The 12833-nt window shown below is 71.0% G+C and carries 14 protein-coding genes; 8 read left to right on the top strand and 6 right to left on the bottom strand.

Annotated features, from left to right (window positions below; all coding sequences use genetic code 11):
• Nucleotides 1-9 precede the first annotated feature (9 nt).
• A complete protein-coding gene (locus QRN67_RS24695) occupies nucleotides 10-465 on the bottom strand; it encodes an META domain-containing protein (protein ID WP_106936456.1) in 456 nt (151 codons plus the stop codon).
• A gap of 134 nt (nucleotides 466-599) precedes the next feature.
• Nucleotides 600-1520, bottom strand: coding sequence for a tetratricopeptide repeat protein (locus tag QRN67_RS24700; RefSeq protein WP_081268807.1), 921 nt, complete (start codon nucleotides 1518-1520; stop codon nucleotides 600-602).
• A 36-nt stretch (nucleotides 1521-1556) separates the two neighbouring features.
• On the opposite strand from QRN67_RS24700, the gene purE reads away from it, so the two are divergent.
• Genes purE through QRN67_RS24715 form a run of 3 tightly spaced genes read left to right on the top strand, consistent with a single transcriptional unit; the run spans nucleotide 1557 to nucleotide 4293 of the window.
• A complete protein-coding gene (gene purE / locus QRN67_RS24705; RefSeq protein ID WP_106936457.1) occupies nucleotides 1557-2108 on the top strand; it encodes a 5-(carboxyamino)imidazole ribonucleotide mutase in 552 nt (183 codons plus the stop codon).
• Nucleotides 2105-3295, top strand: coding sequence for a 5-(carboxyamino)imidazole ribonucleotide synthase (locus QRN67_RS24710; protein WP_285413978.1), 1191 nt, complete (start codon nucleotides 2105-2107; stop codon nucleotides 3293-3295). The genes purE and QRN67_RS24710 overlap by 4 nt, the downstream gene beginning before the upstream one ends.
• Nucleotides 3292-4293: an L-threonylcarbamoyladenylate synthase gene (locus QRN67_RS24715; RefSeq protein ID WP_285413979.1), complete on the top strand. Its 1002-nt coding sequence runs from the start codon at nucleotides 3292-3294 to the stop codon at nucleotides 4291-4293. The genes QRN67_RS24710 and QRN67_RS24715 overlap by 4 nt, the downstream gene beginning before the upstream one ends.
• A gap of 14 nt (nucleotides 4294-4307) precedes the next feature.
• Here the strand turns inward: QRN67_RS24715 and QRN67_RS24720 are convergent, their stop codons facing one another.
• The 3 genes from QRN67_RS24720 to QRN67_RS24730 form a co-directional block, all read right to left on the bottom strand.
• The gene (locus QRN67_RS24720; protein ID WP_285413980.1) at nucleotides 4308-5894 is read right to left on the bottom strand and encodes an alpha/beta hydrolase family protein; all 1587 of its coding nucleotides are present in this window, start codon (nucleotides 5892-5894) and stop codon (nucleotides 4308-4310) included.
• Nucleotides 5895-6065: 171 nt separating this feature from the next.
• Complete coding sequence (dacB, locus tag QRN67_RS24725) at nucleotides 6066-7490, bottom strand: D-alanyl-D-alanine carboxypeptidase/D-alanyl-D-alanine endopeptidase (protein WP_285413982.1); 1425 nt, start codon at nucleotides 7488-7490, stop codon at nucleotides 6066-6068.
• Nucleotides 7491-7497: 7 nt separating this feature from the next.
• Nucleotides 7498-8085, bottom strand: a complete 588-nt coding sequence (locus QRN67_RS24730; RefSeq protein ID WP_285413983.1) for an NUDIX hydrolase — start codon at nucleotides 8083-8085, stop codon at nucleotides 7498-7500.
• Between the two features lie 80 nt (nucleotides 8086-8165).
• Between QRN67_RS24730 and QRN67_RS24735 the strand changes: the two genes are divergently transcribed.
• The 5 genes from QRN67_RS24735 (at nucleotide 8166) to pyrF (ending at nucleotide 11987) form a co-directional block, all read left to right on the top strand.
• The gene (locus QRN67_RS24735) at nucleotides 8166-8930 is read left to right on the top strand and encodes a DeoR/GlpR family DNA-binding transcription regulator (RefSeq protein WP_285413984.1); all 765 of its coding nucleotides are present in this window, start codon (nucleotides 8166-8168) and stop codon (nucleotides 8928-8930) included.
• Nucleotides 8931-9044: 114 nt separating this feature from the next.
• A complete protein-coding gene (gene tsaB / locus QRN67_RS24740) occupies nucleotides 9045-9773 on the top strand; it encodes a tRNA (adenosine(37)-N6)-threonylcarbamoyltransferase complex dimerization subunit type 1 TsaB (RefSeq protein ID WP_106936463.1) in 729 nt (242 codons plus the stop codon).
• Nucleotides 9770-10312, top strand: coding sequence for a ribosomal protein S18-alanine N-acetyltransferase (gene rimI / locus QRN67_RS24745; RefSeq protein ID WP_081266028.1), 543 nt, complete (start codon nucleotides 9770-9772; stop codon nucleotides 10310-10312). The genes tsaB and rimI overlap by 4 nt, the downstream gene beginning before the upstream one ends.
• Nucleotides 10309-11151: a uracil-DNA glycosylase family protein gene (locus QRN67_RS24750; protein WP_285413985.1), complete on the top strand. Its 843-nt coding sequence runs from the start codon at nucleotides 10309-10311 to the stop codon at nucleotides 11149-11151. Before rimI ends, QRN67_RS24750 begins: the two co-directional genes overlap by 4 nt.
• An 11-nt stretch (nucleotides 11152-11162) precedes the next feature.
• Nucleotides 11163-11987, top strand: a complete 825-nt coding sequence (pyrF, locus tag QRN67_RS24755; RefSeq protein ID WP_081267401.1) for an orotidine-5'-phosphate decarboxylase — start codon at nucleotides 11163-11165, stop codon at nucleotides 11985-11987.
• 6 nt (nucleotides 11988-11993) lie between these two features.
• Here the strand turns inward: pyrF and QRN67_RS24760 are convergent, their stop codons facing one another.
• The gene (locus tag QRN67_RS24760) at nucleotides 11994-12728 is read right to left on the bottom strand and encodes a helix-turn-helix domain-containing protein (protein WP_081267402.1); all 735 of its coding nucleotides are present in this window, start codon (nucleotides 12726-12728) and stop codon (nucleotides 11994-11996) included.
• Nucleotides 12729-12833 lie beyond the last annotated feature (105 nt).

Here is a 12833-nt window from a genome sequence, read left to right on the forward strand (position 1 = left end):
AGCGGCTGATCAGCGCGCTCCGGCCGAGCTGAAGGTCGCCACGGTCCGGCCGCCGGCGTCCAGCAGCGCCAGCCGGCCCGGCCCCGCGAGGCTGTAGCTCGCGGTGTTCTGCAGCGCCGAAATGAACTGCGCCTCGTTGGCGCCGCGCGTCGGGTCGAGGCAGGCCATGCGGGTCGAGGCCAGCTGGCCGATCTTCAGCGAGATGCCGGCGCGCGTGAACGAACCCGAAAGGCGGTTGCAGCCGCCCGATCCGCTGACCCGTCCGCTGCTGCGGTCGAACTGAACCTGCGCGCCGCTGTTGGGCGCGATGGTCTCGTCGCCCAGCTGCACCAGGCGCCAGGTCGGCCCCTCGATCGGTTCGTCCAGGCTGATGCCGCTCCCGCATCCGGCCAGGGTGGTCGACAGCGCCGCCGCCGCGAGGGCAAGCAGTGCGATGCGGCTGGTGGGGCGGGCGAATGAGCGCATGGCCGGTCTTTCCTTTTCAAATCTGCAACAAGTTGAATCGGGCGTGATCGTATGCGACGGCGCCGGCCGCGCCAATGCCGTCCCCGCGTGCGGCCGGGCCATGAAAAAAGCGACCCGGAGGCCGCTTTTGGGGATCAGCTCAGCACCACGCTGCTCAGGCGGCGGCGGTAGGTGGCCACCACCGGATCGTCCGGCGGGATCTGGCCGTCGGCCACCTTGACCTTCGGCGGCTCGATCAGGTCGAGGATCGCGATGTAGGTCTTGCGCGCGAGGTCTTCGCTCCAGGTCTTGTCGCGCATCAGGATGTCGAGCAGCTCGTCCATCGCGTCGGTCCAGCGCTGGGCGGCCATCAGCAGGCGGGCGCGGCCGAAGCGGGCGTCGAAGTCGCGCTTGTTGGCCGCGATCTTCGCGTCGAAATCGGCGACGGCCGGCGCGGCACCGGTGGGCGGCGCTGCGAAATCGATAGCGTCCATCCAGCGCTGCAGCGCGTCGAAGCGGCGCACCAGCGTGGTCTTGGCGATCACCGGGGCGAACGCGACCTTGGCGTCGTCGTGGCGGCCTTCCTGCAGCAGCAGCTTGACGTAGTCGAAGCGGGCGTCGTCGTTGGCGGGGTCGGTGGCCACGGCGTGCTGCAGCTTCTCGAGCGCGCCCTGGGTGTCGCCGCCGGCCAGCGCTTCCTGCGCGGCGGCTTCTTCCGAGGCAGCCTCGGCTTCGTCGGCGCCGGGCACGTGCTTGTCGAGGAATTCGCGGATCTTCTCGGCCGGAATGGCGCCGACGAAGCCGTCGACCGGCTGGCCGTCCTTGAACATCACGCAGAACGGGATGCTGCGCACGCCGAACATCTCCGACAGCTGGGAGGAGATCTGCGGCACCTTGTCGGCGTCGAGCTTGGCCAGCGTGAAGCGGCCGCCGTACTCGACTTCGAGCTTTTCGAGCACCGGGCCGAGCTGTTTGCAGGGGCCGCACCATTCGGCCCAGATGTCCAGCAGCACCGGCGTGGCGACCGAGCCTTCGATCAGTTCGGCCTGGAAATTTTCGAGAGTGATGTCGATCATCGGAACCAACTGAGGGTGAAACGTAAAATTGAAACCATGAACGAAACCATTCAGGTCGGTGTAGTGATGGGCTCGAGCTCCGATTGGGAGACGATGCGCAACGCGGTCGAGATTCTCCAGCAATTCGGAATCAGCCACGAGGCAAAGGTGGTCTCGGCCCACCGCATGCCCGATGCGCTCTTCGCGTATGCCGAAAGCGCCGCCGGGCGCGGGCTCGCGGCGATCATCGCCGGCGCGGGCGGGGCGGCCCACCTGCCGGGCATGCTGGCGTCCAAGACCACGGTGCCGGTGCTCGGCGTGCCGGTGGCCAGCCGCCACCTGCAGGGCGTCGATTCGCTCTACAGCATCGTGCAGATGCCCAAGGGCGTGCCCGTGGCCACCTTTGCCATCGGCAACGCCGGCGCGGCCAACGCGGCACTGTTCGCGGTGTCGATGCTGGCGGTGAACGACCCGGCGCTGCGCGCGAAGCTCGACGCCTTCCGCACGGCGCAGACCGCCGCCGCCGAAGCCATGACGCTGCCGCCGGCCCCCGCTGGCGAAGCACCCCCCGTGTCCCCCTTCTCGCCCCAGGGCGGAGGTGCCCTGTGAGCAACGCCGACCTGCCCATTCTTCCGGGCGCCACGCTCGGCGTGCTCGGCGGCGGACAGCTGGGGCGCATGTTCGTCCACGCTGCGCAGCGCATGGGCTACTTCACGGCGGTGCTCGACCCCGACACCGACAGCCCCGCCGGCCGCGTGAGCCACCACCACATCCACACCGACTACGACGACGTCGACGGCCTCGCCCGCCTGGCCGGGCTGGCCGACGCGGTGACGACCGAGTTCGAGAACGTGCCCGCGCCTTCGCTGGAGCACCTGGCGGTGGCGCGGCCGGTGTCGCCGGGCGCCCCGGCCATCGCCATCGCGCAGGACCGCATCGCCGAGAAGGCGCACTTCACCCGCTGCGGCGTGCCCTGCGCGCCTTACGCGGCCATCGAGACGGCGGCCCAGCTGGCCGCGGTGGACGACAGCCTGCTGCCCGGCATCTTGAAGACCGCGCGCCTGGGCTACGACGGCAAGGGCCAGCAGCGCGTGAAGACGCGCGCCGAGCTGGTCGACGCCTGGCAGGCCACGGGCTGCGTGCCCTGCGTGCTCGAGAAGATGCTGCCGCTCGAATTCGAGTGCTCGGTGATCCTCGCGCGCGGCCGCGACGGGCAGGTCGTGCACTTTCCGCCGCAGCGCAACCTGCACCGCGACGGCATCCTGGCCGTCACCGAGGTGCATCCGCAGAACATGCCCAAGACGGTGGCGCAGGGCGCCATCAATTCGGCCAAGAGCATCGCCAACGGGCTGGGCTACGTGGGCGTGCTGTGCGTCGAGTTCTTCGCGCTGGCCGACGGCTCGCTGGTGGTGAACGAGATGGCGCCGCGCCCGCACAACAGCGGCCACTACACGATGGAAGCCTGCGACGTGTCGCAGTTCGAGCTGCAGGTGCGCACGCTCGCCGGCCTGCCGCTGGCCGCGCCGCGCCAGCACAGCCCGGCCATCATGCTCAACCTGCTGGGCGACCTGTGGTTCCCGGCCGGTGCCGACAAGCCGGTCTCCCCCCGCTGGAGCGAAGTGCTGGCCCTGCCGGGCGTGCACCTGCACCTCTACGGCAAGATGGAACCGCGACGCGGCCGCAAGATGGGCCACCTCACGCTCACCGGCGCCACCCTTGAAGCGGTGCGCGCCACGGCCTCGCAGGCGGCGCTGCTGCTGGGCCTGCCGGCGGTGACCTCCACCGACCTCGCATGATCCTCGACGGCCGCTCCCCGGACGCCATCGCTGAAGCCGTGCGCGTGCTGCGCGCGGGCGGGCTGGTCGCCTTCCCGACCGAAACCGTCTACGGCCTGGGCGCCGATGCGAGCAGCGACACCGCCGTGGCCGGCATCTTCAAGGCCAAGGGGCGTCCCGCCGACCATCCGCTGATCGTCCACGTGGCGGCCGGCGTCAAGGGCACCGAATCGCTGTCGCGCTTCGCCCAGCCGCTGCCGGCTTTCGCGCAGAAGCTGGTGCAGGCCTTCTGGCCCGGCCCGCTCACGCTGATCGTCACGCGCCAGCCCGGCGTGGGCGCGGCGGCGGCCGGCGGGCAGGACACCATCGGCCTGCGCTGCCCCTCGCACCCGGTGGCGCAGGCGCTGCTGCAGGCCTGCGCCGAGCAGGGCGTGCCGGGGCTCGCGGGCCCCAGCGCCAACCGCTTCGGCCGCGTCAGCCCGACCACGGCGCAGCATGTGCAAGACGAATTCGGCGACGCGCTGCCGGTGGTCGACGGCGGGGCCTGCGAGGTCGGCATCGAGTCGACCATCGTCGACTGCAGCCGCGGCGCGCCCGTGCTGCTGCGCCCCGGCCTCATCACCCGCGCGCAGATCGAGGCGGCCTGCGGCGAGAAGCTGGCCGACCGCGAAGTGCTCGAAACACCCGACCCGCGCGCCTCGGGCACGCTGGAGGCGCACTACGCGCCCGACGCCAAGGTGCGCCTGATGGACGCCAAGGCCATCCAGACCGGGCTCGACGTGCTGGGCGCCAACGCCGCGCACATCGCCGTGTGGTCGCGCGCCTTGGTGCGCAGCCGTTCGCAGCGCGTGCTGCTGCGGCGCATGCCCGACGACGCAGCGGCCAGCGCGCAGCAGCTGTTCGCCGTGCTGCGCGCGTTCGACACCGAAGGCGTCAAGCTGATCTGGGTCGAGACCCCGCCCGACACGCCCGAGTGGGAAGGCGTCAAAGACCGCCTGCAGCGCGCAGCGGCCGCCTGATCCCCCGTCCCCGGTCAGCTTCCGGCGGCGAGCACGCCCTGGAAGAAGCCTCGGGCCGACGCCAGGCAGAACGGCGGCGCCAGCGTGCCGTGGTACGCCTGTGTGACGGCCGTGGCCTTGTCGGTCGCGCTGCCCGGCGTGTTCTGCGCCAGCAGGCTCTTGGCCTGTGCGAAGCCGGCGCGGGCGGCTGAATAAGCGTCGTTGGCGCCCGAATCCTCCAGGTCGACCACCGTGAGCGCGGCAGCGGGCATGCCCTTGGCGCGGAAGTAGCCCGCGGTGGCGCGGGTGCTGGCGAAGTTCACCGTCGGGTCGTTGGCGCCGCCGCACATCAGCACCGGCTTGGCCGGCACCCAGTTGCGCAGGTCGTTCGCCACCGCCGCCCTGCGGAAGCCCGTGGTCGGCTTGCAGTCCAGCGGCGTGGCCGTGCCCAACGAGGCCGCCGTGGTCGGCAGCGCGTTGCCGGCGCAGGGATTCGACTGGATGTCGCTCGCCGCCTGCGTCAGGTAGCTCTGGCGGATCAGGTTGTTGGCGCCGTAGAAGATCGACAGCTGCGGATTCAGCGGACCCGGCACCGCGTCGGCCGGGAACAGCGCCAGCTGCGGCAGCTTGCCGGTCTGGAACAGCGTGGCGATGGGCGTGTTGCTCGGCAGCAGGGTGTCGATGCCGCTGGCGTACTGGTTCTCGTAGACGTCGGTGGTGGCGTTGTAGACGTTGCCGAACTGCTGCTGCCAGCTGGTCGACAGCAGCGGCACGAACAGCGTGGCGCCCAGCGCCGGCCAGCCTTGGAAGGTGTAGTCGGTCAGCAGGCTGATGGCCGAGGGCGCCGACAGCGGCGCCGCCGCCGTCACCGTCTTGCCGGTGGCCTGCATCTCGCGGTGCGCCGCCATCGCAACGTAGCCGCCCTGCGAATAGCCGGTGATGAACAGCGAGCCCGCATCCGTGGCGCCGATGTCGCCGAAGGTCTTGCGCGCCGCCGTGAGCGCATCGACCATGTCCTTGCCCTGCTGGTCGCCGTTGAGATACGGGTGGTAGGGCAGGGTCGACTTGTCGTAGCCGGCGTAGTTCGGCGCCACCACGATGTAGCCCTGCGCCGCGAACATGGCCGCGACCAGCAGGCCCTCGCCGGCGGCCGGCTGGGTGGTGTCGGTCCATTTCGCCAGGTTGTAGTTGCGTGCCGGCGTGGTGCCGTGCGCATACAGCACCACCGGCCGCGCGCCGCTGCAGGCCGCGTCGCTGCCCGTGGGCACCATGATGGCGGCGGTGGCGTTGGTGGCTTCGTTCTTGCCGCCGATGGTGCGGTACTCGAGGTAGCGCAGGTCGATGCCGCATTTGGGCGCGCCGGCCACCTGCAGCAGCGCCTTGCCCTGGTCGCTGGCCTGCAGGCTGGCATTGAACTGGGAGGCGGTGAGGTTGGCCGTCTGCGCGGGCGGCCCCGAGACGACCGAGCCGCGCCCGGTGTCGCCGCCGCCACCGCCGCCGATCGGCAGCCCGCCGAAGCCGATGCCTCCGCCGCCTCCACCACCACCGCCGCAGGCGGTCAACAGCAACGCGACGCCCGCCAGCGCGAACGCCGGTGCGGGAATGTGCAACGGTCTTTTCATCGGGAATGTCTCCTGCGTGGATGTTTGTTGTCGTGCCGGAAGGCCGAAACGAACGGTCGTTCGCATGACCCGCAGCGATTTTGCGCAGGGGCCGGGCTGCGCGCAAGCGGCGCACCCCGGTAGATTTTTTCAGTACACCGCTGTAGCGGCCCGGCGGCTGGGGGCCGCAGGTCAGTCCTGCGAGGCCCAGTCGACCAGCGCGTCGAACGCGGCGCGCGCGGCCGCCGCGTTCTCGGCATTGGCGATGGCCACCAGCACGTAGCGCCGGCCGCTCGCGCCGTCCACGAAGCCGGCCACGCCCGAGGCGTCGCGCAGCGTGCCGGTCTTCAGGTGGGCCGAGCCGCCCGAGCGCAGCGTGCGCTTCTTCAGCGTGCCGTCCACGCCCATGGCCGGCAGCGAGGAGACCAGCTCCGGCATGACCGGCGAGCGCCACGCCACCTGCAGCATCTTGCCGAGCGCGGCGGCGCTGATGCGCTCGTCGCGCGACAGGCCCGAGCCGTTCTCGAACACCGGCTGCGCCTCGCCCGTGCCGATGCGGTCGCGCCACCACTGGCCCAGCGCGGTGCGCGAGGCCTCGAAGGTGCCGCGGTTCTTCTGCGTGAGTCCGATCGTGAGGAACAGCTGCTGCGCCATCACGTTGTTGCTGTACTTGTTGATGTCGCGCACCACCTCGCCCAGCGGCGGCGACTCGAACTCGAAGGCCGGCTTCAGCCCCGCCGGCACGCGCCCCTCGCGCATCTGCCCGCCCACGCGCCCGCCCATTTCGGCCCACATGCCGCCGATGGCGCGCAGGCTGTAGGTGCGCGGGTCGGCGTACGCCACGGCCCAGCTCTTCTCGCCGCAGCCGGCGGGAAAGCCGCCGTTGAAGCGGATGCGGTTCACGTCGGTGAAGTCGGCGCGCAGCGCGGTGCGCCAGTCGCCGCATTCGCCGGGCACCAGCGGCACCGTGGCCGGCATGGCCACGCTGGCCAGCGGGGGCTCGTAGTTCACGCGGGCGAACTGCCCCGCGCGGTCGGGCGCGAAGCTCATGTTGACCGATTTGAAATTGACCAGCAGCGCGTCCGGAGAGGCGTTGTACGGGCGCAGCGGCTCGCCGTCGAAGGCGGCCGGGTCGCCTTCGACCGTGTTCTCGAAGGCGCTGCGGTCGATGACGATGTCGCCGCTCACCGTGGTGATGCCCAGCCCCTGCACGTGGCGCAGCAGCAGCCACATGCGCTCGAGCACCAGCTTCGGGTCGCCCTGGCCCTTGATGTAGAGGTTGCCGTTGAGCACGCCGTTGCTCACCGTGCCGTCGGTGTAGACCGGGGTGGTCCAGTTGTAGGCTGGCCCGAGCAGGTCGAGCGCGGCGTAGGTCGTCACCAGCTTCATGATCGACGCCGGGTTCACCGGCACCTGCGTGCGCCAGGCCAGGCGCGGCGGGCGCGAGCCGTCGGCATCGGCCACCAGCATCGTCACCGCGTCGCGCGGCACCTTGGCGCGGGCGAGGGCGGCGTCGACCTGGGTCGGGAAGGCTTGCTGGGCGAAGGCGGCGCCGGCCGGGGCCAGCATCGCGACGAGGGTCAGTGCGCGCGCGGCGCGGCGGGAGGCAAGAGGCATGCGCCCATTATCCCGGCGCGAAAAGATGCAGCTTCGCGTGGTACAGCAGCATCACGGTCTTGGCGTCGGCGATGCGGCCGTCGGCCACCATGGCCAGCGCCTCGTCGATGTCCAGCTCCAGCACCTCGATGTCCTCGCCTTCCTCGGCCAGCCCGCCGCCCGCGCCGATGCGCATCGAGGCCTCGTAGGGCGCGACGAAGAAGTGCAGCTTCTCGGTCACCGAGCCGGGGCTCATGAAGCTCTCGAAGATCTTGCGCACCTCGCCGAGCCGGTAGCCGAGTTCTTCCTCGACCTCGGCGCGGATGCGCTCCTCGGGCGCCGCGTCGTCGAGCAGGCCGGCGGCCGCCTCGATCAGCAGGTCGTCATGGCCGTTGACGAAGGCCGGGTAGCGGAACTGCCGCACCAGCAGCACCGTGCGCCGCGCGAGGTTGTACGGCAGCAGCGTGGCGCCGTTGCCGCGATCGTAGGTCTCGCGGTGCATGCGCTGCCACCGGCCGTCGTTGCGCTGCCAGTCGAAGGCGGTGGTGCGCAGCGTGTACCAGTTGTCGGAAAGCAGGGTGACTTCGTGCACCCGGACGCGGTCTTGGAGTGTCATGGGCGGCGAGCATATGTGCATATTCGTGCAATAACAAGAAAATTCGTGCAGAAAGCGTGCAAGCCCGATACCATCGCCCGATGCTCACCAGCCAGCGCAAGCAACACATCCTTTCGGTCCTGCGGCGCGACGGCAACGTCGTCGCCAAGGCGCTCAGCGAAGAACTCGGCCTGTCGGAAGACACGCTGCGCCGCGACCTGCGCGAGATGGCCGCCGAGGGCCTGCTGCAGCGCGTGCACGGCGGTGCCTTGCCGCTGGCGCCGGCCGAGGCCGATTTCGCGGGTCGCCAGCAGCTGGCCTCCGGCGAGAAGGTCGCCATCGGCCGCGCCGCCGCACGGCTGGTGAAGCCGGGGCAGGTGGTGTTCATCGACGGCGGCACCACCGCCGTGCAGCTCGCGCGCCACCTGCCGCTTTCGCTGCAGGCCACGGTGGTCACGCACAGCCCGTCGGTGGCGGTCGAGCTGGTGTCGCATGCCGGCATCGAGGTGGTGCTGATCGGCGGGCGGCTCTTCAAGCATTCGGTGGTGGTCGTGGGTTCGGCGGCGATGGCGGCCATTTCTCGCATCCACGCCGACACGTATTTCATGGGCGTCACCGGCGTGCACGCCGAGGCGGGCCTGACCACCGGCGACCTCGAGGAAGCCGAGATCAAGCGCGCCCTGATGGCCGCGTCGGCCGAGACGGTGGTGCTGGCCTCGTCCGAGAAGCTGGGCGCGGCCTCGGCCTGGGTGGTCAACCCGGTCACCTCGGCCGCCACGCTGCTGGTGTCGCCGGATGCGCCCGCCAAGGCGCTGGCGCCGTTGCGCAAGGCCGGGCTGGCCGTGCTGATGAGCGAAAAGGCCTGATATCGCAGGGCGGCGACCGGGATTGGCCGCCCCTCGATAATCGGGGCATGCCTCTTTCGCCCCGTTTCCTTCTCCGCCCGCCCGCCGCGGGCGCGGCCCCGGGGTGTCCCGCCAATGCCTAGATTGCTGGCCTTCGACACGAGCACCGAGCACCTGTCGGTCGCGGTGCTGCACGGCGAGCGGCTGCTGGCCCACAACGGCGTGGGCGGCGCGCAGGCCTCGACCACGCTGCTGCCGCTGATCCAGCAACTGCTGGGCGAGGCCGGGCTGGCGCTGGCCGACCTGGACGCCATCGTCTTCGGCCGCGGCCCCGGCTCGTTCACCGGCTTGCGCACCGCCTGCTCGGTGGCGCAGGGGCTGGCCTTCGGTGCCGGCGTGCCGCTGCTGCCGGTCGACACCCTGCTGGCCGTGGCCGAGGAAGCGCGCCATGCCTTCGGCGCGCGGCAGGTGGTGGCGGTGCTCGACGCCCGCATGGACCAGGTCTACGCCGCGCGCTACGACTTCGCCGCCGGCCCCCTGGGTGGCCTGGCCGGCGAGGACGAGCTCCTGCTGCTGTCGCCCGAGGCCCTCGAAGTGCCCGCCGGCCATGCGCTGGCCGGCAACGCCTTCGCCGCCTACGGCCCGCGCCTGGCGCCGGCCGCCGCCCGCCACGAGGCCCTGCCGAGCGCCACCGCCATGCTGCGGCTCGCGCCCGCGCTGCTCGCGGCCGGCCGCACCGTGCCCGCGGCACAGGCCTGGCCGCTCTATGTTCGCGATAAAGTGGCGCAGACCACCGAAGAACGCGCCGCCATCAAGGCGGCCGCGGCATCGGCGGCAGCAGCAGCCCCTTCCAGCCACGCATGAGCGCCGTCCTCCAGCCCGTCGAAGCCCGCCTCGAACCGCTCACCATCGAGCGGATCGACGCTGTCTGCGCGGTGGAGCAGACGGCCTACAGCCACCCCTGGACGCGCGCCAACTTCACCGACTCCATGGCCGTGGGCTACCACTGCCAGTGCCTGCTGGCGCCCGGCGTGGCGCAAGGAGTCGCCTCGCCCGTCACCAGCCTGGGCGAAACGCTCATCGGCTATTTCGTGGCCATGAAGGGCGTCGACGAGGTGCACCTGCTGAACATCACCGTGGCCCCGGCCTTCCAGCGCCAGGGCTGGGCGCCGCTCATGCTGGAGGCGCTGGGCGGCTGGTCGCGCAGCCAGGGCGCGCAATGGCTGTGGCTCGAAGTGCGCCAGAGCAACCAGCGCGCGCTCGACATCTACGTGCGGCAGGGTTTCCGCAGCGTGGGCGTGCGCAAGGGCTACTACCCAGCCCATGACGGCAAGCGCGAGGATGCCGTCGTCATGAGCCTGCGATTGAACGAAACAGGCACCGCCTGGGGAGCCTTGCGATGAGCGCGGTGCAGACATTGAAGCTCGACGCGCGCCAGCGCGCGATGCTCGACGAAATGGGCGTGAAGGTCTGGTGGCCCGTGCCCCAGGTCGCGGAAGCCGAGCCCGAACCGGTACCGGTGCAGGCCGCGCCCGAAGCAGGACCGCCCGACGACGAGGAATACATCCCGAGCGCCGAGGAGCGCATGGAGGCGGAAATGCCCGTCTCCGCGCCGCGCCCGCCGCGCGCGCCTGCCGCCCGCCCCGTGGCGGCACCCGCGCCGGCTGCGCGCCCGGCCCCCGCCCCCGCCCCGGCGTCGATGGGCGCCGCCGTGCTGCTCGAGGCGCCCTGCCGCCTCTATGCCGATGCCGGCACGCCACACGACATTGCCGCGACGCAAGGCGGCTGGCTGGTCGTCGCCGACATGCCGCCCGAGGCCGACGGCCGCCACGGCGAGCCCTTCGCGGGCGACGCCGGCCGCCTGCTCGACAACATGCTGCGCGCCCTGAAGCTGCACGACGGCAAGACGCCTGTGCACCTCATGCGCACCCACCGCGGCGTGGCCGCCGGCCAGCCCGGCAGTCCGCGCCCCATGGCCGAGGCCTTCGGCGAGCACGCCGCCGCGCTCGCGCCCCGCGTCGTGCTGGCGATGGGCCCGCTGGCCGCGCAGAGCCTGATGCAGAGCGGCGACCCGCTGGGCAAGCTGCGCGGCCGCGCGGTGCCGCTGGCGACGAACGGGGAGCCGGGCGCGGCGGTCGTCGTGGCCACCTATCACCCGGCCTACCTGCTGCGCAACCCGGCCGACAAGGCCCGCGCCTGGGCCGACCTCTGCCTGGCGGCCGAGCAGCACACGCCCGCCTAAAATCCCGGCCCATGACTTTCCTCGACAAGCTGGCCGCCGCACAGCAAAAAAACGGTTCGTTGCTCTGCGTGGGGCTCGATCCCGAGCCGGCCAAATTCCCGGGGCAATTCAAGGGCGACGCCAGCCGCATCTTCGATTTCTGCGCGCGCATCGTCGACGCGACGGCCGACCTGGTCATCGCCTTCAAACCGCAGATCGCCTATTTCGCGGCCCACCGCGCCGAAGCCCAGCTCGAGCAGCTAATGGAGCACATGCGCCGCAACGCGCCCGACGTGCCCGTGATCCTGGACGCCAAGCGCGGCGACATCGGCTCCACCGCCGAGCAGTACGCGCTGGAAGCCTTCGAGCGCTACGGTGCCGACGCGGTCACGCTGTCGCCCTTCATGGGCTTCGATTCCGTGGCGCCGTACCTCAAGCACGAGGGCAAGGGCGCCTTCCTGCTGTGCCGCACCAGCAACCCCGGCGGCTCCGACCTGCAGGGCCAGCGCCTGGCCGACGTCGAGGGCCAGCCTTTCCTGTACGAGCACGTCGCCAGGCTGGCGCAGGGCCCGTGGAACCTCAACGGCCAGCTCGGGCTGGTGGTGGGCGCGACCTACCCGGCGGAAATCGAGCGCGTGCGCGAACTCGCGCCGACCGTGCCGCTGCTGATTCCGGGCGTCGGCGCCCAGGGCGGCGACGCCGTCGCCACCGTGCGCGCCGGCTGGCGTGCCGATGCGCCGATCATCGTGAACTCGTCGCGGGCGATCTGCTACGCGTCGTCGGGCGATGACTTCGCCGAGGCCGCGAAGAACGCCGCGCGCAGCACGCGCGACGCGCTGGAAGCCGCCAAGCCCTGAGCCCCGTCAGTTCCGGCGCAGGCGGGTGAAGAGCTCGAATTCCCAGTTGCGCATGCCCAGCAGCAGGGTGTAGCCCTCGCGGTCCTTGGCCGACAGCTTCTGGTCGGTCTGGTGCTGCTGCGCGAAGTCCTGCGCCACGCGCTGCAGGCGCTCCAGGAAGGCCGGCGCCAGCGAGCGGCTGATCGAGCCGTGCACCAGCAGCAGTCCCTCGGCCGGGCCGTCGAAGCCGCCGCGGTAGTAGTCGAGCACCACGTTCTCGCGAAAGAACTCCATCACCGGGCCGTGCGGGCGCCAGCGGAAAGTCTTGGCCAGCTTCAGGCGATACCGGTTCAGCGGCCGCAGCTCGATGATGCCGATGCGGTCCAGCTGTGCCAGGCAGCCGATGCACTCGGCCTCGCTGATGCGGTAGGCCGCCACGATCTGCTCCAGCGTCCACTGGCTCAGCACGCTGATGGCCACCAGCAGCAGCTTCTTGTCCTTGACCACGGCCTTTTCCTGCTCGTGCGTCAGCTCCTTGAGCAGCGGCTGGGCGTCGGCCACGCGGCGGGCCAGTTCGGCGAAATCGATCTTCAGCGCACGGCAGATGGCGTCGACGCGCGACAGCGGCATGTCGCTCTTGGCCAGCATCCGCTTGACGCTGGATTCGGCCATGTCGAGCGACCGCGCCAGGTCGGCGTAGGTCATGCGCGCACTTTTGAGTTCGTTCTTGAGGGCTTGGACGAGGTCGACGGTGGTGCTCATCGTTCGAGCGTACACGGGCACAGGCAAGTATCAATTGGAGATACCGCTGGGTGTGAATTAGTACCTCGTATCGATTCTCGATGCCCGTGGAGGGGTCGGGACCCT

Source organism: Variovorax sp. efr-133-TYG-130, assembly GCF_030208835.1.
Classification (GTDB): Bacteria; Pseudomonadota; Gammaproteobacteria; order Burkholderiales; family Burkholderiaceae_C; genus Variovorax.